Below are 22,110 nucleotides of genomic sequence, written 5' to 3'. Positions count from 1 at the left end.
ATGACTGCTTTCGACGTACGCATCGGCATCAACCCGTTGTCGTGGATGAACGACGATCTGCCGTCGCTGGGCGGCGAGACGCCGCTCGACGTCGCGTTGACGGAAGGCCGGCAGATCGGCTACGAGGGTTTCGAACTCGGCAACAAGTTTCCGCGCGAGCCGCAGGCGTTGAAGGCGCTGCTCGCGCAATACGATCTCGCACTGGTTTCGGGTTGGTACTCGGGAAGACTCGCGGGCCGCCTCGCGCAACGCAGCGTCGAAGAGGAAATCGCGGCGGTCGGTCCGCATCTCGACCTGCTCGCGCAAAACGGCGCGAAGGTGATGGTGTATGGCGAAGTCGCCGATTCGATTCAGGGCGCGCCGCGCCCGCTCTATCAACGGCCGCGCTTCTTCAGCGACGCGCAGTGGGTCGGGTACGCGGCGCGCGTCGACGAATTCGCGCGCTATACGTTAAGCCGTGGCGTGCGGCTTGCGTACCATCATCACATGGGCGCGTATGTCGAGACGCCCGCCGACATCGATCAACTGATGGCGCGCACGAGCGACGCCGTCGGCCTGCTGTTCGACGCCGGGCATATCACGTTTGCGGGCGGCGATCCGCTGGCGGTGCTCGATAAACATATCGCGCGGGTGTGCCACGTGCATTGCAAGGACGTGCGCCCCGCAGTGACGAAGCTCGCACGCAATCGCAACTGGAGTTTTCTCGACGCGGTGATTGCCGGCGCGTTCACGGTGCCCGGCGACGGCGCGATAAATTTCCCCGCGATCATCGAGCGGTTGAAGCGGCATGGCTATCGCGGCTGGCTGGTCGTCGAAGCGGAACAGGATCCGGTGGTGGCGCCGTCGTTCGAATACGCGCAAAAGGGTTACATGACCTTGCGCGCGCTGGTCGATACGCCGCTCGACACCACGGACAACAGCACGAAGGAGGCAGCATGAGCTTATTGGTGAAAGCACAGCCCGAAGGCCAGACGATAGCGCGCGTGACACCGCAGTCCGCTTGCTGGCGCTACGTGGGTTTCGCGGCGTATCGGCTGGGGACGAACGAAGTCGTGCACGTGCTCGAGACGTCGCGCGAGGTGTGCATCGTCGTGCTCACCGGCGCGGTGGATATCGAAACCGCCGGCACCTCGTGGACCTCGCTCGGTTCGCGCGACAGCGTGTTCGAGGACGCCGCGCCGTATGCGGTGTATCTGCCGCCGAACGTGCGCGCGACGGTGCGCGCGTGCCGCGATGCGGAGATCGGCGTGGCGAGCGCGCCGGCCAAAGGCGAGTTGCCGGCGCGCCTGATCGAGCCCGCTTCGATGAAGCGCTCCACGCGCGGCAGAGGCCTGAATACGCGCTATGTCTGCGATATTCTTCCGCAGACCGAGCCCGCGGAATCGCTGCTGGTGGTGGAAGTCAGAACGCCGGGCGGCCACGCGTCGAGCTATCCGCCGCATAAGCACGACACCGACAACGTCCCGCAGGAGAGTTCGCTCGAAGAGACTTACTATCATCGGCTCGATCCGCCGCAGGGGTTCGCGTTCCAGCGCGTGTACACCGATATGCGCGACATCGACGAGTCGATGGCCGTGGAGAATCACGACATTGTGATGGTGCCGCGCGGCTATCATCCGGTGGTCGTGCCGTACGGGTACGACTCGTACTATCTGAACGTGATGGCGGGCGCGCAACGGGTCTGGCATTTCCGCAACGACCCGGCGCACGAGTGGATCATTAATAAGGATGCTTGATCATTTTCGGGCGGCCAGATCGACGGTCAAGGCGCCGTCCGTGCCCATACGTATCGTGCCCTTCGCGACGTCGCGGCGATAGTCGTACAGATTGAACTTCATCACGCCGGGGTTCGAGCTGTCCTCGATGTAAGTCCGCGTGTTCGTGACCAGCGAATTGAACATCTTCACGTCGCCCGATTCGATCCACACGAAGCTCCTGCCTGCGCCGGCGGGCGGCTTCGCGGTGGCGAGCGCACCGTCGCGTTTGAACTTCAGCAGCAGACCTTCGTCGGTCACCGTCGCGCTCGCGAGCCGTCCCTGCAACACCGGCGGCGGAAACACCGTGTTCTGGTCGAACACCATCTGGTTGCCCTGCAACGTTACGCCCTTGCGCGCGAACGGCGTCAACGACGCCAACGGAATGTCGAGCGCGCGCAGCAGCCCCGCTTGCGGGACGCCGAGCACCTTCACTGAACTCGGCTCGTACACGAGATGCCGCTCGTCCTTCGCGACGAGAGTGCCGCTCAGCGTGGTCGGCAGCCACACGCCGGGGAAGTGGTTCCACAGCTTGATGCCGCCGGTCACTTCGAGCTTGCCGTCGACCGGCTTCAGTCGCAGATCGTTGAGCGAGCGCGGCTCGTAGTCGAGCAGATAGTCGTTGAAGAGCGCCGCCATCGCGGACCAAGGCTGCACCACCTCGCCGCCGATGATACGGATGTCGTACTGATCGGGGTCGTCGAAATCGACCGGCTGCCCCGGCTGCTTCGGCACCATCTGCGCATCGAGCGAACGCACGTGGAAGCCGATGCGCCCTGCCACGTAGAAGTCGACGTTCTGCACATGGATCAACGGCGCGGACGCCGCCGAGTGACGCTCGTCGAGCGGCGCCGAACCCGACGCCGCCATGGACTTCGCGAGACACGCGTGAGCCATCGCGTAAGACGCCGCGCGCGTGCCAACCGGCATCGCATGTGCCGACGATGACGATGCGGTCCGCGAATTCTGCGGCACGTATTGCCAGACTTGCCGCGCCTGCGTGAGCGCGGCCTGTTGCGCGCGAATGAAGCTGTCGTTATAGCGCGCGCTCGCGCTTCCGGTTTGCGACGCTGCGTCTCCGGATGCACCGGCGCTGGCGCTGGTTAGCGTCGGATACGACGGCAGCCGCACGTTCAGCGCGCCCGCTTCGTCGAAGGTGAAATAGCCGGCCGCCATCTGCTCGCGGTAGCGATACAGGTCCAGCACGAACGGCGCGTCGGCGTCGAGCGGCGTCAGGGCCATGTCGATGTTCATCGGCATCGAGCGCATGAACTTCACGTCGCCGCCTTGCACCAGCATGCCGCGCGCGGGCATCGCGGCGGGCCAGTCGATCTCTTTCACGCTGCGGTCGTCGAGCGTGAAGCGCACGCCGGCGGCGCTCGTGTCGATCCGCGTGATCGTCATGCGCAACGCGGGCGGCGGCGTGAGCCTCGCCGCCTGCATCACGACGTCGTCGCCTTCGAGCCGCGCGATTGGCGTGTCGACTTTCAGCAGATCGGCCATCGTCACGTGCGCGGCCTGCATCAGCTTGTCCGCGCCGACGCCGGCGACGTCGACGTGGTCGGCATGGAACACGAGTTCGTCGGCGCTGCGCATCGACAGCGATCCGGTCAGCGCGATCGGCACCCACGTGTCGCGGTGCATTTCGCCAGTGATGCGCAGATTGCCGCCGTCCTGCGGCACCACGCGCATATTGCGCAGCGGCGAGCCCTGGTACCGGAACAGGTAGCGGTTGAAGATCGCGGTGAGCTTGGCGCCGTCGAGCGTGACTTCGCCGCGGTGGACGTCGATCGTCACGCTGGCCGGATCGTCGAATACGATCGGCTGGCCGGGACGCGCCGGGATCAGCGTGGCCGCCATGTCGTGAATCATGAAGCCGATGTCGCCGGTAACGCGAAAGTCGACGTCACGCGCGAACATCAGCGAGCCGTCGATGCCGGAATCGCGCAGCGTCAACGGGCGGCTGCGCTTTTCGCTCATGCCGCTCGCGGCGGGCACGCGCGCGGCGATGCGTTGTTCGGCCGCGAGTTGCCGGGCTTTGGCGCGTTCGAGCGCGGGACGCGCGAACGATGCATCGGAATCCGAAGCACTTTCATGGCCGGCCGCGCCCGCTGCCACGCTCTGCGGTCCGGACCGCGGAGACGTCGCGTCGCCCGTAGTCGAACTCGCGTCGGCGCAAGCGGACATCAGCAGCGCGGCCGTCAGCAGCGCCGCGCCGATGCCGAAGCGCGAGTGCCATGCGCCGTTCGCTTCCCGCCCATGCCGATAAACCGCTTGCCGCTCGTCACGCGACCCTTCGCCCAACGCCGGTGTCTCTTTCATGACGTCTCCTCCTTAAGCCGCGACGCGCCTTTCGCGCGTCGGATACGGCAGGGATCGTCACGCATACGGTGGCTTTAAACACGATGCCGCCCTTGCGCGCCTCTGACCTGATTGTCTTTATTTGTCCGCGCGCTGCCGACAAGATTTCTGGAGGGCGTTCACCAAACGGGCAGGCGTTTGAATTTTGCTGATGGATCGATGAAAAGCCGCGTGTCTCGGGCGTGTTTGGCAGGCGGCCAAGGACGATTCAAACGGCACGCGCGCCGCGATATACGCGCTGCGCTGCACGCGCGGAGATATTCAGGCACGCGAAACATTCGGCAGCGGCTTGAACGTCATTCGAACGCCAAAGGAAGCAGGCCCGAACCGGCCCGTGGCGACGCAATAAGCCGCCCCGCGAAAGCCGCCCGCTCAACCGATGCCAAGCCACTCCTGCATCACGTCGGTGCGCTTCAGAAACGACGTCAGTTCGCCGTCGAACACGATCTCGCCATGTCCCATCACGGCAACGCGACCGGCAATCTCCCGCGCGATCACCAGCCGCTGCTCGATCAGCAGCATCGCGACGCCACGCTCGCGCAACATCCGCAGACAGCCGGCGACCTGCTCCATCACGAGACTCGCGAGGCCCTCGCCCGGTTCGTCGATCACCAGCAGATCGGGATCGCCGAGCAAAGCGCGCGCGAGGGTCAGCATCTGCTGCTCGCCGCCCGACAACGCGCCCGCGCGCGTGCGCTTGCGTTCGGCCAGCACGGGAAACAGCGCGTACGCGTCGTCGAAGGTAAAGCGCGGCGTGCGGCCGCGAGCATGCGGCGCGATGCCGAGTTGCAGATTCTCGTGAACGCTCAGCGTTGGAAACACGTCGCGATGCTCGGGCACATAACCGAGTCCGAGACGCGCCCGTTCGAACGTGTGCAGACCGTCGAGCGAGCGGCCCGCGAAACGCAGTTCGCCTTCGCTCTGCACGAGGCCCATGAGGGCGCGCGCGAGCGTCGAGCGGCCGGAGCCGTTGCGTCCGACCAGCGCCAGCACTTCGCCCGGCTCGATGCGCAGCGTGACGCCATGCAAGGCCTGGCTCGCGCCATACCACGCGTTCAGGGCGCGAATCTCCAGCAACGCGTTCATGCGCCGCCCCGTGTGCCGCGCCGGTCAATGGGTCTTTCGCCGCTCGTTTTGCCCGACCCTCCGCCGCTCCGTTCGGCCGCGTTCTCGCCGAATCCTTCGCCAAGATACGCGGCGCGCACCGCCGCATCCGCGCGAATCGCCGCCGGCGTGCCGCTCGCGATGACGCGCCCTTGCACCAGCACCGAAATGCGATCGGCCAGCGCGAAGACCGCGTCCATGTCGTGCTCGACCATCAGCAGTGTGCGACCGGCGGTGGACTCGCGAATCAGTTCGATCGCGCGCGCCGCTTCCGCTCGGTTCATGCCGGCGGTCGGCTCGTCGAGCAGCAATGTATGCGCTCCGCCCGCGAGCGCGATGCCGAGGTCGAGCGCGCGCTGCTCGGCATAGCTGAGCGTGCCGGCCGGCACATCGCGGCGCGCGTTCAGGCCGACCGCGTCGAGCACCCGGGCGGCGTGCGCGTCGACCGTGCGCGAGCCGCTGAAGCGCTGCCACCAGCGCAGGCGGCCGCGCTCGGCCAGCAGCGCCGCGCAGCGCAAGTTGTCGAACACGGTCAGGCGCGCGAACACGCTCGTGCTCTGGAAGCTGCGCGCGAGCCCGCGACGCGCGATCGCCGCCGGCGCGAGACGCGTGATCTCCGCGCCATACAGGTCGATGCGCCCGACGTTCGGCCGCGCGCCGCCCGCGATCAGATTGAAGAGCGTCGACTTGCCTGCGCCGTTCGGGCCGATCAGCGCATGACGTTCGCCGGGCTCGATCGCGAGATCGACGCCGCGCAGAATCTGCGTGGTTCCGAAACGTTTCTGGATGCCGTAGAGCGCCAGTGCGGGGATCATGACGATGCTCCGGGCCGTTGCCGCGAGATTGCGCGAACGGCTATTGCCTGCGCGGGAGATGGGATCATCGCTGGCCTCCTGCCGTGGGCGTCGCGCCCACGCGAAGCGCGAGCCGCGTTCGCGCGCGCTTCGCATAGTGCATCGCGAGCGCGCCGAGCGCGGCCAGCGTGATGATCGCGACGCCGAGCCTGAGCGGTGAAAGCGCCAGCGGCCACGGTGTGCCGTTGACGTCGAAAGCCGCGCCGTCGTCCGCGCCGAATTGCGCGGCATAGGCCCACTGCACCGCGAGCACCACCGCCGCGCTCCCTAGCAGCGTCGCGGCCGCGCTCCACAGATACGCCGCGCGGCATCGGCGCCAGCCCTGCGCCGCGAGACGCGATGCATGCCGCTCGACAAAGCCCGCGAGTCCATCCGGCGACGTCACCACCACGACGATGAAGAACAGCCCCAGATAGAACAGCCAAGCCCGCGTGACGCTCGCCACGGCCACGCTGAAAAACGTCAGCACCAGCGCCCCCGCGACCGGCCCGAAAAACGCCGCCGTCCCGCCGATCACCGTGGCGATCAGCACCGCGCCCGAGCGCATCATGCCGACGCTTTCCGTCGACACCAGTTCGATATTGATCAGTCCCAAGGTCCCCGCGATGCCCGCGAAAAACGCCGACAGCACCACCACGCCATAGCGGATGCGGCGCGGGTAGCAGCCGATCGCGGCGGCCCGCGCCGGGTTGTCGCGCACCGCGTTCGCGAGCCGCATGAACGGCGTGCGCGACAACGCGAACATCGCCGCGCTCGCCAGCAGACACCACAGCGCGATCAACGCGTAGGCCTCGCGCGCGGGGCCGAAGGTCCAGCCCCCGGCGCTGCCGGGCGATGCGCCGTTCGTGCGATCGATCGCCACGCCCGCCTCGCCGCCGAACCAGTCGGGCAGCGCCCACGCGGCCGCCACCACGAGTTCGCCCAGGCCGAGCGTGATCATCGCGAACGCGGTGCCGGCGCGCCGCGTCGCGACGAAACCGAACAGCACACCGCACAGCGCGCCGCCGAGCCCGCCGATCAACGGCAGCAGCGCGAGCGGCACGCCGATCCGGTTGAACACCTGGGCGGCGGCCAGCGCGCCGAGCCCCGCATACGCGGCATGCCCGAACGACAACAGCCCGGTTTCGCCGAGCAGCAGGTTGTACGAGAGCGCGAACACGATCATCGTCGCGCTCTGCGCGAGATAGGCGAGCAGCCAGCTTTGCGGCCACACGAACGGCGGCAGCGCGAGGAACGCGACGAGCGCGAGCCAGGGCGCGCAGGTGCGCAAGAGCGAGCGGGAGCGCGTTGCGTTGGTTGCGTTGGTTGCAGTGGTCGCGCTGATCGCACTCGCGGCATCAGTTGCACCGCTCTCGGACCCTGCCGACGACCCAGGCGCCGCGGACGATCCAGATCCCCGCTCGCGCTTACGCATGATCGTCATGCCGTCCGAACAGCCCGCGCGGACGCAGCGCCAGCATCGCGACGAGCAGCAGATAAGGAATCAGCGGCGCGACTTGCGCGAGCGTCAGCGCGTCCCACTCGACCGGCGCCGCCGCGCCGATGATCGACAGCGCATCGCCGAGCGACACGTTGCTCGCCACCGCCAGCGTCTGCACGCAGCCGACCAGCAGCGACGCCGCCAGCGCCCCGCTCAGCGAGCCGAGCCCGCCGATCACGACCACCACGAACACGATCGAGCCGAGCGACTCCGCCATCGCCGGTTCGATCACGAAGAGCGGCGCGCCGATCACGCCGGCCAGCGCGGCAAGCGCGGTGCCGGCGGCGAACACGCCGGTGAACACGCGCGGCACGTTGTGGCCGAGCGCCTCGACGGCGCTCGCGTGCGTGAGCGCGGCGCGCACGATCAACCCCGCCTTCGACACGCGCAACACCGCGTACAACGCCGCGAGCATCGCCAGCGACACCGCCATCATGAACGCCCGGTAGCGCGCGAACGCGGCGCCGTAGACGGTGAAAAGCGGTCCGTCGAGCAGCGGCGGCACCGTCGCGGCAAGCGGGTTCAAACCCCAGCCGAGCTTGACCAGTTCGCCGAGCAGATACGCAGCGCCGAACGTCAGCAGCAACTCCGGCAGGTGGCCGTGCACGCGCACGCGTCGCAATAGCCAGCGCTCCAGCGCCGCGCCGATCAGACCGACCACGAGCGGCGCGATCACCAGCGCGCTCCAGAATCCGCCGCGCGCCGCCACCGAGAAACCGACGTACGCGCCGAGCATGTAGAAACTCGCATGCGCGAAGTTCAGCACGCCGAGCATGCTGAAGATCAGCGTCAGCCCGGCCGACAGCATGAACAGCAGCAGGCCGTAACTGACGCCGTTGAGCAGGTTGATGACGAACGACTGCACGCGCCTATTCCAACTGATCGGCGTGCGCGGCGACGAGAAGCGGTTCGAGCGCCGTGCGCAGAGCGGCGGGCAGACTCACTGGACGGCGCGTGACGCGATCCACGTACACGTGCACGAAATGTCCCTGCGCGGCGGGCTGATCGTCACCCTCCTTGAAGAGCCCCACTTCGTAGCGCACGCTCGACGTGCCCATGCGCGTCACCCGCAAGCCCGCCTCGATGCGCTCGGGAAACACCAGCGGCGCGAAGTAGCTGCAATACGTTTCGACCACCAGCCCGATCGTCGCGCCATGCTCGATACCGAGCACGCCCGCACGAATCAGATACTCGTTCACCACGGTGTCGAAGTAGCTGTAGTAGACGACGTTGTTCACGTGACCGTAGACGTCGTTGTCCATCCAGCGGGTGGTGATCGGCAGGAAGTGCGAGTAGGCCGCGCGAGCGGCGGGTACGGGTTTCTTCATGGGACGTGGGGAGTGGCCGTTGGACGATTGGGCGGTTGCGCGCTTGCGTGACTCGCGTCAGAGCGACTCGGTCAGCATGCGATAGTAGTCGTCGGCGCTGGCTTCGCGCGGGTTCGTGCGATGGCAGTGATCCGCGAGCGCGCCCTGCACCACCTTGTCGAACATGCCGGTGTCCACGCCCATCTGCTTCAGACCCGTCGGCAGACCGAGCCGCGCCGTCATATCGAACAGCGCCTGCGCGAGATCCGCATGCTCCGGCAGGTTCATCGCGCGGCGCATGCGTGCATAGCGGCGCTCGGCGATCACACTGGCCGCGCTCTCGTTGAAACGCAGCACCGCGGGCAGCACCACCGCGTTCAGCGTGCCGTGATGCAGCGACGTGCGGCCATTCACCTTCAGGCCGCCCAGCGGATGCGACAGGGAGTGCACGCAGCCGAGTCCTTTCTGGAACGCCATCGCGCCTTGCATCGACGCGCTCATCATGTTCAGGCGCGCGTCGCGATCGCTGCCGTCGGCGGTCGCGCGCTCGATGCTGGCCCACGCGCGCTCCAGTCCGTCGAGCGCGATGCCGTCGGCGGGCGGATTGAAGGCCGGCGCGAGAAAGGTTTCGATGCAGTGCGCGATCGCGTCCATGCCGGTCGCCGCGGTCAGGCCCGGCGGCAGACCGAGCGTGAGACCGGGGTCGCAGATCGCCGACTTCGGCAACAGATGCCACGAGTGAAAGCCCAGCTTGCGGCCATCGTCCAGGATCACGATTGCGCCGCGCGCGACTTCGCTGCCCGTACCGGCGGTGGTAGGCACCGCGATCAGCGGCGCGACCGCGTCGGTGATCCTGGCGCTGCCGCCTTCGATGGTCGCGTACTGGGTCAGCGCGCCGAGCGTGCCGAAGGGCACGCCTTCCGGCGTATGGGTGGCCATGATGGCGACGCCCTTCGCCAGATCGATCGACGAACCGCCGCCCACCGCGATCAGACCGTCGCAGGCTTCCTCCCGATAACGCTGCGCGGCGGCCAGCACCATCGCTTCGGTCGGGTTCGACGGGGTGTCGTCGAAGAGCGGCACGTCGCCGAGCTGCAACGCGTCGAGCGTGCGCTGGACGATGCCTGCCGCCACCACGCCCTTGTCGCTGATGATCAACGGCCGCTTGATGCCGATGCGCGCGCATTCGGACGGCAGTTGTGCCAGCGCGTCGTAGCCCAGATGGATGTGAGTCAGGTAGTAGATGTAAGCCATGCGTTGCTTCTCTCCGAACGTGAACTCATTGAAGGGTGTAGCGAGCAGCGGGGCGGTTGTTGCTCGCGGTCTGCTGTGCGGGTTACGTGGTTGCCCTGGTTGCCTGGTTGCCTGGTTGCCTGGTTGCCTGGTTGCCTGGTTGCCTTGGTTGCCTTGGTTGCCTGGTTCCCTTGGTTGCCTGGTTGCTTACGAGGTTGGTTGCGTGGTTCGGTATCCGGTCCAGCGCACGGTTCATCGCACGCTTCGCCGCGTGATCGATCGCGGCGCTTATTGCCCCGGTCGTTCGACGAACTCGAACGGCAAACCGCGCCGCCGCATCCATTCGCCGAGCGCCTGACCGGTACCCGCGCGCCACGGCCGCAAGTGCGCCGGCTCGACGAGCCGGTACTCCAACAGTTCGGGCGACAGCGCGATAGTCCCATACGCCTTCACGTGATACGCGATGATCAGTTCGTTCTTGCGGATGAACTCATACACGCCGATCAACTCGACCGTCTCCGCGCGCAACGAAGTCTCTTCAAACACCTCGCGAGCGATGCCCTCTTCCGGCGTCTCGCCGTTTTCGAGGAAGCCGGTGATCAGCGCGAACATGCCCTCGGCCCACGCGGCATTGCGCGCAAGCAGAATCTTGCCCTCGTACTCGACGATCGCCGCCACCACCGGCAGCGGATTGTTCCAATGGACATAGCCGCACCCGGTATCGGGACAGCTCTGGCGGATGCGTCCGCCTTCATGCTCGGGATCGGCGCGCTCGGTCAACGGGGTGGCGCAGCGCGGACAAAATCGGTATTCGGTCATGGCGTGAGGGGTGTCTCTTCTGTCTAGTCTCGTGTCTGGTGTTTTGCGCGCTGTTCTGGGTGGTGTTTTGTGCGCTGCTTTGGGCTACTTTAGGCATTGCCCAGAAGCCGGCCATGAAGCCGCGACACCCTCCGCTCACGCCGCGCACAACTCCCGCACTTCAGCGGCGAAACGCTCGACCGTTTCCGGCTGCGTGTCCCACGCGCACATCAAGCGGCAACCGCCCGCGCCGATGAACTCGTAGAACTTCCAGCCGCGTGCGCGCATCGCTTTCGCGGCCTGCGCAGGCAGTTGCGCGAACACCGCGTTCGATTCGCGCTCGAACATGATGCTCACGCCGGGAATTTCCCGCAACCGCGTTTGCAGCAATTGCGCCATTGCATTCGCATGCCGCGCGTTGCGCAGCCAGACGTCGTTGTCGAGCAGGCCGAGCCACGGCGCGGAGATGAAGCGCATCTTCGACGCTAGTTGGCCCGCCTGCTTCAGACGGTAGGCGAAGTCGTCGGCAAGCGCGCGGTCGAAAAACACCACCGCCTCGCCGACCGGCAGACCGTTCTTGGTGCCGCCGAAGCACAGCACATCGACGCCCGCGCGCCACGTAATCTCCGACGGATGCACGTCGAGGGCCGCGACCGCGTTCGCGAAACGCGCGCCGTCCATATGCACCTTCAGATGACGGCGTTTGGCGATCGCCGCGATCGCCCGCACTTCCTCGACGCTATAGACGGTGCCCAGTTCCGTCGATTGCGTCAGCGTGACGACCTTCGGCTTCGGATAGTGGATATCGGCGCGGCGCGTGACGACCGCTTCGATCGCATCCGGCGTGAGCTTGCCGCCGATGCCCGGCGCGGTCAGCAGCTTCGAGCCGCCCGAGAAAAACTCGGGGCCGCCGCATTCGTCGGTTTCAATGTGCGCGAGTTCGTGGCAGATCACCGAGTGATACGACTGGCACAGCGACGCAAGCGCGAGCGAATTAGCCGCGGTGCCGTTGAATACGAAGAAAACTTCACAATCGGTCTGGAACAGCTCGCGCAGACGATCGCAAACCTGGTTGGTCCAGGAGTCGTCGCCGTAGGCCGGTTCGTGGCCGCTGTTGTTGGCGGCGATCAGCGCGTCGAGCGCTTCGGGACAGATGCCGGCGTAGTTATCGGACGCGAAATGTTGCATGAGGGCGGCGCGCCCGGCGACAGGCGCGGTAATGACGGAAAGCGGTCATTTTAGTGCGGCGGCGCGGGATTTGTTTTCGTTTGTGGGGTTTGGTCGGAAGGGTGGGTTCGATGGGGTGCGGGTGGCGTCGGGTGTGCGGTGTCGAGTGATCTCCCGCCGGCCAACGCCGCCGCCCTGAAGACGGCTAGCTGCACCCGCACTCCGGCATCCGTCCACCGCTGCGGTCACGCGGCAGCCGCGCCACCGCAATTAGTCCCGCCGCGCCGAGCAGCAGCGCACCCGCCGCCAGCCAGAGTGCCGGCGAGAACGATCCGGTGTGTTCGGCGATCGGCGCGGCAACCAGCGGGCCGACGATCTGACCGATACCGTAGGCCGCGGTCGCATAACCCATCAGGCCGGCTGCGTCGTCGCCGCGCAGCCGACGCGCCTCGCGCATCGCGAACAGCGTGATCGCGGTGAATGGCAGGCCTATCAGCATGCTGCCCAACGAGAAGCCGCCCGCCGTCGGCCAGACGATGCCGAGCGCGATGCCGGCGGCTTGCAGCACATAGCATCCGGCGAGCAGCGTGCGGTTATCCCAATGCGTCGGCAGACGCGCCGCCAGCAACGCGCCGACGATCAACGCCGCGCCGAACATCGGCCAGAACAGGTCCGGCCACGACGATCCCGGCAGCGCATGGCGCGCGATCACGGGCAGAAAGGTCGCGGTGATGATGTAGCCGAAGCCGGGCACGCCGTAGAGCAAGACCAGCCAAAGGGCGTCGGCGCGCTGCGCGGCGGATGCGGGCCGGAAGCGGCCGACGCCCGGGCTCGCCGCACTTTCGCGAGCGACCGGCTCGCCGGCGGCCTGACGGGCAGCGGCCGGCTCACTCGCGCTGGACGGTCCGATGGCCGCTTCGTCCATAGCGGGTCGGCGCACGGCGCGCTCGCCGGAAACGGGGCTGGCAGCGATGCGATCTTGAGTCTGCCCCCTTATCACCGGATCACCGGCAACACCTTGCTCCGCTTCCCCACGGGCCGCCGTACCGCCCGCGCGGGCCGTGACCGTTCGCGCTTTCACGCCCGAGACTGCGCCAAACACCGGCCACACCGCGACCGACAGAATCGCGCCGATCAGCCCGAAACCGATCCACCCCATGGTCGCGCCGTAGCCGCCCGCGGCGCTCACCAGCAAGCCGGTCCCGACAATTCCCACGCCCGGGCCGGTATAGATCACACCGCTCCAGCCATGCGCGCCGAGCTCCGCAAGCCGCCGCAAGCCCCACTGCGACGCGAACACGAAAGTCCACGCGCTGACCGCGCCGGCGACAAAGCGCACCACCGCCCAGACCCAGAACTGGCTCGTTACGCCCATCGCGAGCGTCAGCAGCACCGTCACGAGGAGCCCGCCGCGCACCATGCGCGACGGCTCGACCCGCAACGCCGCACAAGTGACCGCGCCGATGAAATATCCCGCGTAATTGAACGATGCCAGCCAGCCGCCCTGCCGGATGTCGAGTTGCGGCTGACCGAGCGCCCCGCCGGCGTGCAGCATCAGCGGCAGCAGCGGCGTGAACGCGAAACGTCCGATACCGAGGGTGACGGCCAGCGCCACCATGCAGGCCAGCGCCGCGCGACGGGCGGCGTGGGGTTTGGAAAAGCTGTCGTACGGATGGGTGGCGAGGTCGTTCATGATCGGCAGGAAATGACGGCGAGGCGGCGGCCCGGCAGGCCGACATGGCGGCGGCCGGATGGGGATCGTTCAATGCATATTAGCTTGACCTTTGAATCACGAAAAATGAATAATTCGGATATCAACCATCGCCGGGAGAGAATCATGGATCTGGCCGCCTTGACCATTTTTCGCGCGGTCGTGCGGGAAAACGGCGTGACGCGCGCCGCTGCCAAGCTCAATCGCGTGCAATCGAACGTGACCACGCGCATCAAGCAGCTGGAGGAGCAGCTCGGCACCGATCTGTTCATCCGCGACGGCCGCCGGCTCGTATTGACGCCGGCCGGCGAGACGCTGCTGCCCTACGCGGAGCGCCTGCTCGCTCTCGCCGACGAGGCGCGTCACGCGGTGCGCGAAGATCGTCCGAGCGGACGCCTGCGGCTCGGCACGATGGAAAGCGTCGCCGCGACGCGCCTGCCCGGATTGCTCGCGCAATATCACCAGCAGTGGCCCGCCGTCGCGCTGGAGCTGGAGACCGGCACGACCGGCAAGCTGATCGAGCGGGTGCGCGAGTTCGAAGTGGATGCCGCTCTCGTGGCGACGCCGCTGGACCCGGCGACGCTCGGCGATCTGTTCGAGACGGTGCCGGTGTTCACGGAAGAGCTGGTCATGCTGACGCCGCGCGGGCATCGGCCGATTTACGAGGTGCGCGACGTCGCGCTATCGACGCTGATCGCGTTCGAGCGCGGCTGCGCTTACCGGTCTTATATCGAGAAGTGGTATCTGGAACACGGCGTGCGGCCCGCGCGCGTGCTGGAACTCGGCTCTTATCACGCGATCGTCGCATGCGTGGCAGCCGGTGCGGGCGTGGCGGTGGCGCCGCGTTCGGTGCTGGAACTGCAAGCCGACGCGAGCAATATCGCGGTGCATGAGCTGCCCGATATCGGGACGATCGAGACGCTGCTCGTCTGGCGACGCGGGCATTTTTCGTCCGCGCTCAATGCGCTGCGGCGCACGCTGGTGGCGCCGAACGAGGTGGGGGATTCGCCCGCCAAGGGCGTCGAGGATGCGCCTACGGCGACGGACGTTGCCTGACCGTTGTTGTCGGTGCGGCCGAAAGCCGCGAGCAGACAAACCGCATGGACATCGCGGACCGGCCACGGGCGAACCGCCAACGAACAGCTGAATCGCGCCGCGTCGATGCCCGCCAGGTAGAGCCGGCGGGCGGCATAAAAAACTGCGGGCCACGCGGGACGCCGATACTTCCGACGTCCCGCGTGGCCCGCATGCTGCAATCAGACTCGAATCAGAGCTGACCTTCGACCCAGGCCTTCACGCCAGCCAGCGCAGCCGGCAGATTCGCCGGCTCGGTGCCGCCCGCCTGCGCCATGTCAGGCCGGCCACCGCCCTTGCCGCCGACTTGCTGCGCAACGAAGTTGACCAGCTCGCCCGCCTTGACCTTCTTGCTTGCATCGGCCGTCACACCGGCGATCAGGCTCACCTTGCCGCCGTCAACCGCAGCCAGCACGATCGCCGCGCTCTTGAGCTTGTCCTTCAGCTTGTCGACCGTCTCGCGCAGCGTCTTGACGTCCGCGCCTTCCAGCGTGGCCGCCAGCACATGCACGCCGCCCACTTCGATTGCCTGGCCGGCCAGTTCGTCGCCCTGGCTCGAAGCCATCTTCGACTTTAACGCGCTCAGTTCCTTCTCCAGCGACTTCACCTGCTCCTGCACCTGGCTGATCCGCTGTGTCAGTTCCGACGGCTGCGCCTTCAACACCGCCGCCGCTGCTTTGATGCGCGCGTCGAGATCCTGCACGAAGCGCACGGCGTTGTCGCCGGTAATCGCTTCCACGCGACGAATGCCCGCCGCCACGCCACCTTCCATCACGATCTTGAAAAGGCCGATGTCGCCGGTGCGCTGCACGTGCGTGCCGCCGCACAGCTCGCGCGAGAAACCCAGGTCGAGCACGCGCACTTCGTCGCCGTACTTTTCGCCGAACAGCGCCATCGCGCCGCCCTTCACCGCTTCGTCGAACGGCATCAGACGCACGACGCCCGGCGCGTTCGCCAGCACTTCGGCGTTGACGATTTCTTCGACGCGGCGGATCTGCTCGTCCGTCATCGGCGCGTTGTGCGCGAAGTCGAAGCGGGTCTTGTCCGCGTCGACGAGCGAACCCTTCTGCTGCACGTGCGTGCCGAGCACTTCGCGCAGCGCCTTGTGCATCAGGTGGGTGGCCGAGTGGTTGCGTTGCGTGCGAGCGCGGCGGACCGCGTCGATTTCCGCCTTGACCACGTCGCCGACCTTCAGCGTGCCCTGCTCGACCGTGCCGTGATGACCGACTACGTCGGCCTGCACCTTGAGCGTGTCAGTCACCGCGAAACGCACGCTCGCATTCGCGAGCACGCCCTGGTCGCCGACCTGGCCGCCCGACTCCGCGTAGAACGGCGTGTGATCCAGCACGACGACGGCCTGCTGGCCGTGAACCGCTTCCTGCACCGACGCGCCGTCGACGTACAACGCGATCACCTTCGCGTCGTCGAACACGACTTCTTCGTAGCCGTGGAACGTAGTCTTTGCGCCCGAGTATTCGAGGCCCTGCGCCATCTTGAACTTGCCCGCCGCGCGAGCCTGTTCGCGCTGACGCGCCATCGCTTCGTCGAACGCGGCTTCGTCGACCGTCACTTCGCGCTCGCGGCACACGTCCGCGGTCAGGTCCAGCGGGAAACCGTACGTGTCGTGCAGCTTGAACGCGAGTTCGCCGTCGAGCGTCTTGCCGCCCTTCGCTTCGAGGTCGGCCAGCGCGCTTTCGAGGATCGACATGCCGTGCTCGATGGTCTCGAAGAAGCGCTCCTCTTCCTGACGCAGCACGTCGGTCACGCGTTGTTCCGCATCCTTCAGTTCCGGATAGGCGCCGCCCATCTGCGCGACGAGGTCGGCCACCATGCGATGGAAGAACGAGCCCTTCTTGCCCAGCTTGTAGCCGTGGCGGATCGCGCGGCGCACGATCCGGCGCAGCACGTAGCCGCGGCCTTCATTGCCCGGGATCACGCCGTCGACGATCAGGAACGAGCACGCGCGAATATGATCGGCGATCACCTTCAGCGAGTTGTTGGTCAGATCGCTCACACCGGTTTCGCGGCCCGCGGCCTTGATGAGCGCCTGGAACAGGTCGATCTCGTAGTTGCTGTGCACGTGCTGCAGCACTGCGGCGATACGTTCGAGACCCATGCCGGTGTCGACGCACTGCTTGGGCAGCGGCGTCATGTTGCCCTGGGCGTCGCGGCTGAACTGCATGAACACGAGATTCCAGATCTCGATGTAACGGTCGCCGTCTTCTTCAGGCGACCCCGGAGGACCACCCCACACGTCCGGGCCGTGATCGTAGAAGATTTCCGAGCACGGGCCGCACGGGCCGACGTCGGCCATCTGCCAGAAGTTGTCCGACGCGTAGCGCGCGCCCTTGTTGTCGCCGATGCGGATGATGCGCTCGACCGGCACGCCGACTTCCTTCGCCCAGATGTCGTGCGCTTCGTCGTCTTCGTGATAGACGGTGACCCAGAGCTTGTCTTTCGGCAACTGGTACACGCCCGTGAGCAACTCCCACGCGTAGTGGATCGCGTCGCGCTTGAAGTAGTCGCCGAACGAGAAGTTGCCCAGCATTTCGAAGAACGTGTGGTGACGCGCGGTGTAGCCGACGTTTTCCAGATCGTTGTGCTTGCCGCCGGCGCGCACGCTGCGCTGCGCGGTAGTGGCACGCGAATACGGACGCGACTCCGCGCCGAGGAACACATCTTTGAACTGCACCATTCCCGAATTGGTGAAGAGCAATGTCGGGTCGTTGCCGGGCACAAGGCTCGACGAGCGAACGATCGTATGGCCCTTCGATTCGAAGAACTTGAGGAATTTCTCGCGGATTTCGGCGGCTTTCATAGCGTGCGGGGGACGGTCCTGGCTGTTACCGGCGGCATCGTGGGATGCGCCAACTGTTTGTTTCTTAAACGACTGATTATACGGGATCGGCGCCCGTACGCGACGGGCCGCCCCGCATCGTTAGCCGTTTGGCCAGGATTCACCGGGTAGCGCGCAATATCGAGATGCACGCGATTCGTCCTATGACGTTAGGCTGACTGCGTTGGCATGCGGGAATCGCTTAAGATTGCCCCCATCCGCGACGCCTTGCGCGCCGCTTGGCTACATAGGAGACATTCAACAAGATGGGCGCTCTCAGTCATATCCGCGTGCTGGACCTCACTCGCGTGCTCGCCGGCCCCTGGTGCGCGCAGACGCTTGCCGATTTCGGCGCCGACGTCATCAAGATCGAACGCCCCGAAGTCGGCGACGACACCCGCCACTGGGGCCCTCCGTATCTGAAGACACCGGAAGGCACGGACACGCGCGAGGCCGCGTACTACCTCGCGGCGAACCGCAACAAGCGCTCGGTCACGGTTGACATCGCGTCGCCCGAAGGCCAGCGGATCATCCGCGAACTGGCCGTGCAAAGCGACGTGGTGCTGGAGAACTACAAGGTCGGCCAGTTGAAGAAGTACGGGCTCGACTACGCATCGCTCAAGGAAGTGAAGCCGGATCTGATCTACTGCTCGGTGACGGGCTTCGGGCAGACTGGGCCGTATGCGCAGCGCGCCGGCTACGACTTCATCGTGCAAGGGATCGGCGGCTTCATGAGCATTACCGGCGAGCGCGACGGCCAGCCGGGCGGCGGTCCGCAAAAGGCCGGCGTCGCGATCGCCGACCTGATGACCGGAATGTATTCGACCATCGCCGTGCTCACCGCACTCACGCACCGCGACCGCACAGGCGAGGGGCAATACATCGACATGGCGCTGCTCGACGTGCAGGTGGCGATGCTCGCCAACATGAATTCGAACTATCTCGCGAGCGGCCAGCCGCCGGTGCGCTGGGGCAACGCGCATCCGAACATCGTGCCGTACCAGACCTTCCAGACGAGCGACGGCTGGATCATCGTCGCGGTCGGCAACGACGGGCAGTTCCGCAAGTTCGTCGAAGTGGGCAGGCGTCCCGAGCTTGCCGAGGACGAACGTTTCGCGACCAACCCGGCGCGCGTGCGCCATCGCGACATCCTCGTGCCGATCCTTGCGGACATGGTTCGACTGCAGGGCAAGCAGCAATGGATCGCCGCGCTCGAAGCGGCCGGTGTGCCGTGCGGCCCGATCAACGATCTCGGCGAGGTGTTCGAGAACGAGCAGGTGGTGGCGCGCGGGATGCAGGTCGATCTGCCGCATCCGTCGGGCGGCACGGTCAAGCTGGTGCGCAATCCGATCAACATGACCGGCACGCCGCCCGAAGCGCTGGCTCATCCGCCTACGCTCGGCGAGCACACCGAGAGCATTTTGCGCGACGTGCTGGGTTATGACGAGGCGAGGGTCGCGGAACTGCGGGCGAAGTCGGTGATTTGAGGCGATTCAGTTGAGCGGCGTGGCGGAGACGAGGTGCGGCGGCAGCGGTTCGGAGCGGTGATGTCGTGATGTTGTGATGGTGTGGTGTGTGATTGCGTCGTGGTGGTGGCGATGATCGCCACCATGCCGATGCCGCACGCGGGCCGCTCCGGCGAACGCTTCACGCAATACGCGGCGATTGCGCGATCGTGTCAGCCGCCGCTCGCTGCACACCACCTGCGCCCACGCCCACTCAACCCCGCGCGCCGAACGAAGCCAACCAGCCCCGCCCTTCATCCCAATCGCCGAGACCGCTATCCGCGTTAATGTGGCCGCGCGGACCGATGTCGATCCAGCGGCTGCCCCATGCGTTCGCGCAAGTCTGCGAGAACGGCACGCCGCCATAAGGATCGTCGCTGCTTGCCACGACGATGTTCGCGAACGGTAAACGCGTAAGCGGCACCGGCGAGAAGCCGCTGGCGTCCTGCGGAAAGTGCGCCTCCGATGGATCGGGCAGCGCGACCAGCAACGCGCCCGCCACCTTCGCAAGCTGCGCCGCGCTCGCATAGTGCGTCGCCCAGAAGGCAGTCGTCAGGCAGCCGAGGCTGTGGGCGGCGAACACCATCGGCGCATCGGCAGCGGCTACCGCAGCGTCGAGCGTGCGGCACCACGTGTCGCGCACCGGATGATCCCAGTCAGGCATCTGCACGCGCGTGAACGCCGGATCGAGTGCTTCCCAGCGGGTTTGCCAGTGGCCGGCGCCAGAATTCTGATAGCCCGGCAGCACGAGCATGTTCAGTTTTTGTTCGCTCATCGCGTTCCCCGTTCGCAGTTGGTTTTTTGTTTGCCGTTTGCTTCGCACTCCCGCAAACCCGAGACCTGACCTCACCGCATCACCCGCCCCACTCCCACACCTCGCGGATCCGCCGCCGGCTCCGGCATCGTGCCATCGATACGGATCATCTGCACATCGCCGTTGAACGACTGCTCCTCCAGCGTGTAGCCCAACGCCTTCAACTGCTCGGCGACCTCGCCGGCAATCGGATGATGCGGCTCGAAGTAGATCGTCTTCTGCGGCAGCAACTGATGATGAAACCGCGGCGCGGCCAGCGCATCCGTCGGCGTCATGTTGAAGTCGTACAGATTCGTCATCACCTGGAAAATCGACGTCAGAATGCGCGACCCGCCCGGTGTGCCGATCACGAGCGCCACCTTGTCGTCCTTCAACAGCAGGGTCGGCGTCATCGACGAAAGCGGGCGGCGCCCCGGCGCCACTGTGTTGAGATCGGCGCCACTCAGGCCCTCGGCGCCCGGCTTCGTGACGAAGTCGTCCATCGCGTCGTTCAGCAGGAAGCCGCCGCCGTCCACCACCACGCCCGCGCCGAAATCGCCGTTCAGCGTGTAGGTGTTCGACACCGCATTGCCCCACTTGTCGACCACCGAGAAGTGCGTGGTTTGCGCCTTCTCCGGCTGCGCGTCGCCGAGGCCCGGCTTCACCGGCGCCGCACCCGGCACTTCGTCGGCTTTGACCTCGTCAGCGCGTTGCGCGAGGTAGGCGTCGTCGATCAGTTTGTCGGCGGGCACCTTGTACGAATCCGGATCGCCGAGGTATTGCTGCCGGTCGGCGAACACGCGGTCCTCGATCTGCGCGATCAGGTGAATGTATGGCGCGGAGTTCAGCTCGACGCCATCGAACGCCGGCTTCAAAGCGGCTCTCATCTTCAGCATCTGGATCAGCCCGATGCCGCCCGAACTCGGCGGCGGCGCGGTGATCACGCGGTAGCCGTTCCAGTCGGCGGAAAGCGGCTGGCGCCACACCGCCTTGTATTGCATCAGGTCCGGCTTCGTGACGAGGCCGTGACCGTACATCTGCTGGGCGATCAGCTCAGCGGTGCGGCCTTCGTAGAACTCGCGGCCGCCGTCGCCGGCGATCCGCGACAAGGTCTGTGCGAGTTCGGGCTGACGGAACGTCGCACCCGCCTTGAGGCCAGAGAAGTAGGCGTCGAAATTGGTCTTGCCGGCGAAGTTTTTTGCGGCCGCGTCGCGGCGCTGCTGCAACGACGGGTCGACCGCGAAACCATCGGTCGCATAGCGGATCGCGGGCGCCAGCACCTGCTTCCACTTCAGCTTGCCGAAGCGCCGCTGCGCCTCCCACATGCCGTCGACGGTCCCCGGCACGCCCACCGCGCGATGCCCGACAACGCTCATGCCCGGCACCAGGTTGCCCTTGTCGTCGACGTACATGCCGCGAGTCGCCTGTTGCGGCGCGCGCTCGCGGTAGTCGAGAAAGTACGGCTTGCCGTCCATGAACACTGTCATGAACCCGCCCCCGCCGATGTTCCCCGCATCCGGCCGGGTCACGGCCAGCGTGAAGGCGATCGCCACGGCGGCATCCACCGCGTTGCCGCCGGCGGCGAATATCTGCTGCGCGGCGTCGGCGCTATAGCGATCCGGCACGGCTACCGCCGACGCATCGAGCACGGCCTTGGGCGGCGGCGTTTTCGCCAGCACGCAGGTCGGCGCGAGCGCGCCGCCGGCGAACGTGGCGACCAGCGCCGAAGCGATCACGAGCCGCGAGCGATAAAGAGAACAATGGCGAAGAGAAGCGAAAGGCGCGCGAAGCGCGCCGTGCGTCGGGACAGACATCCGAGAACTCCGGCAACTAAGGGCGCCATGGTGCACGAGCGGTTGACGTTCGTGCAAGGCGCGATGGACGGTGCGGGCGGTGCGGCCTGGGTGGACGGCTGCGACGGATGCACGCGCTGCGCGTCGAATCGCAGGCTGCACGGCCCCGGAAAATATCGAACGGCTGGCAGGCGAGGTGTCAAGAGCCAGCCTCGTGTGGCGCCATGCGCGTGAGCGCGCCGTCAACGTATTCACGCAAGCCGTGTGCGGCCTGCGGGCGATCCAACGCGGACCGAGGTTGAACCAAAAAGCTCCGGCGTTTGACTGCGACATGAGCGCC

General features: G+C 66.5%; 17 protein-coding genes. 4 read left to right on the top strand and 13 right to left on the bottom strand.

Annotated features, from left to right (window positions below):
- Together iolE and iolB are read left to right on the top strand one after the other, a co-directional pair.
- Entirely contained in the window at nucleotides 1–939 is a 939-nt protein-coding gene (gene iolE / locus BGI01S_RS03545; protein ID WP_042322258.1) for a myo-inosose-2 dehydratase, read from the top strand.
- The gene (iolB, locus tag BGI01S_RS03540; protein WP_042322252.1) at nucleotides 936–1,736 is read left to right on the top strand and encodes a 5-deoxy-glucuronate isomerase; all 801 of its coding nucleotides are present in this window, start codon (nucleotides 936–938) and stop codon (nucleotides 1,734–1,736) included. Before iolE ends, iolB begins: the two co-directional genes overlap by 4 nt.
- Here iolB and BGI01S_RS03535 read toward each other — a convergent pair whose 3' ends face one another.
- The 10 genes from BGI01S_RS03535 to BGI01S_RS03490 form a co-directional block, all read right to left on the bottom strand.
- Nucleotides 1,737–4,076 (bottom strand): hypothetical protein, encoded by a 2,340-nt coding sequence (locus tag BGI01S_RS03535; protein ID WP_042322248.1) that lies wholly within the window; start codon nucleotides 4,074–4,076, stop codon nucleotides 1,737–1,739.
- A 411-nt stretch (nucleotides 4,077–4,487) separates the two neighbouring features.
- Nucleotides 4,488–5,201, bottom strand: a complete 714-nt coding sequence (locus BGI01S_RS03530; protein WP_042322245.1) for an ABC transporter ATP-binding protein — start codon at nucleotides 5,199–5,201, stop codon at nucleotides 4,488–4,490.
- A complete protein-coding gene (locus BGI01S_RS03525) occupies nucleotides 5,198–6,034 on the bottom strand; it encodes an ABC transporter ATP-binding protein (RefSeq protein ID WP_042322626.1) in 837 nt (278 codons plus the stop codon). Before BGI01S_RS03525 ends, BGI01S_RS03530 begins: the two co-directional genes overlap by 4 nt.
- A 64-nt stretch (nucleotides 6,035–6,098) precedes the next feature.
- Nucleotides 6,099–7,343 (bottom strand): branched-chain amino acid ABC transporter permease, encoded by a 1,245-nt coding sequence (locus tag BGI01S_RS03520; RefSeq protein ID WP_042322242.1) that lies wholly within the window; start codon nucleotides 7,341–7,343, stop codon nucleotides 6,099–6,101.
- A 136-nt stretch (nucleotides 7,344–7,479) separates the two neighbouring features.
- Nucleotides 7,480–8,418 (bottom strand): branched-chain amino acid ABC transporter permease, encoded by a 939-nt coding sequence (locus BGI01S_RS03515; RefSeq protein WP_042322238.1) that lies wholly within the window; start codon nucleotides 8,416–8,418, stop codon nucleotides 7,480–7,482.
- Between the two features lie 4 nt (nucleotides 8,419–8,422).
- Complete coding sequence (locus BGI01S_RS03510; protein ID WP_042322237.1) at nucleotides 8,423–8,881, bottom strand: acyl-CoA thioesterase; 459 nt, start codon at nucleotides 8,879–8,881, stop codon at nucleotides 8,423–8,425.
- Nucleotides 8,882–8,938: 57 nt separating this feature from the next.
- Entirely contained in the window at nucleotides 8,939–10,114 is a 1,176-nt protein-coding gene (locus tag BGI01S_RS03505; protein ID WP_042322234.1) for an iron-containing alcohol dehydrogenase, read from the bottom strand.
- A gap of 267 nt (nucleotides 10,115–10,381) precedes the next feature.
- Nucleotides 10,382–10,912: an NUDIX domain-containing protein gene (locus tag BGI01S_RS03500; RefSeq protein WP_042322231.1), complete on the bottom strand. Its 531-nt coding sequence runs from the start codon at nucleotides 10,910–10,912 to the stop codon at nucleotides 10,382–10,384.
- 135 nt (nucleotides 10,913–11,047) lie between these two features.
- The gene (locus BGI01S_RS03495; protein ID WP_042322230.1) at nucleotides 11,048–12,079 is read right to left on the bottom strand and encodes a threonine aldolase family protein; all 1,032 of its coding nucleotides are present in this window, start codon (nucleotides 12,077–12,079) and stop codon (nucleotides 11,048–11,050) included.
- Between the two features lie 184 nt (nucleotides 12,080–12,263).
- Nucleotides 12,264–13,751, bottom strand: a complete 1,488-nt coding sequence (locus BGI01S_RS03490; RefSeq protein WP_042322228.1) for a YbfB/YjiJ family MFS transporter — start codon at nucleotides 13,749–13,751, stop codon at nucleotides 12,264–12,266.
- A 144-nt stretch (nucleotides 13,752–13,895) separates the two neighbouring features.
- Between BGI01S_RS03490 and BGI01S_RS03485 the strand changes: the two genes are divergently transcribed.
- The gene (locus BGI01S_RS03485) at nucleotides 13,896–14,825 is read left to right on the top strand and encodes a LysR family transcriptional regulator (protein ID WP_042322226.1); all 930 of its coding nucleotides are present in this window, start codon (nucleotides 13,896–13,898) and stop codon (nucleotides 14,823–14,825) included.
- Nucleotides 14,826–15,036: 211 nt separating this feature from the next.
- Here the strand turns inward: BGI01S_RS03485 and alaS are convergent, their stop codons facing one another.
- The gene (alaS, locus tag BGI01S_RS03480; protein ID WP_042322225.1) at nucleotides 15,037–17,661 is read right to left on the bottom strand and encodes an alanine--tRNA ligase; all 2,625 of its coding nucleotides are present in this window, start codon (nucleotides 17,659–17,661) and stop codon (nucleotides 15,037–15,039) included.
- 284 nt (nucleotides 17,662–17,945) lie between these two features.
- Here alaS and BGI01S_RS03475 point away from each other — a divergent pair, with 284 nt between their 5' ends.
- A complete protein-coding gene (locus BGI01S_RS03475) occupies nucleotides 17,946–19,166 on the top strand; it encodes a CaiB/BaiF CoA transferase family protein (protein WP_042322223.1) in 1,221 nt (406 codons plus the stop codon).
- 232 nt (nucleotides 19,167–19,398) lie between these two features.
- On the opposite strand, the gene BGI01S_RS03470 is transcribed toward BGI01S_RS03475, so the two are convergent.
- A complete protein-coding gene (locus tag BGI01S_RS03470) occupies nucleotides 19,399–19,959 on the bottom strand; it encodes an RBBP9/YdeN family alpha/beta hydrolase (RefSeq protein WP_042322221.1) in 561 nt (186 codons plus the stop codon).
- A gap of 71 nt (nucleotides 19,960–20,030) precedes the next feature.
- Complete coding sequence (gene ggt / locus BGI01S_RS03465) at nucleotides 20,031–21,791, bottom strand: gamma-glutamyltransferase (RefSeq protein WP_042322219.1); 1,761 nt, start codon at nucleotides 21,789–21,791, stop codon at nucleotides 20,031–20,033.
- Nucleotides 21,792–22,110 lie beyond the last annotated feature (319 nt).

Source organism: Paraburkholderia ginsengisoli NBRC 100965 (genome assembly GCF_000739735.1).
Taxonomy (GTDB): Bacteria; Pseudomonadota; Gammaproteobacteria; order Burkholderiales; family Burkholderiaceae; genus Paraburkholderia; species Paraburkholderia ginsengisoli.
Note: the sequence above shows the minus strand (reverse complement) of the source record. Positions and strands in the feature narration are given on the sequence as shown.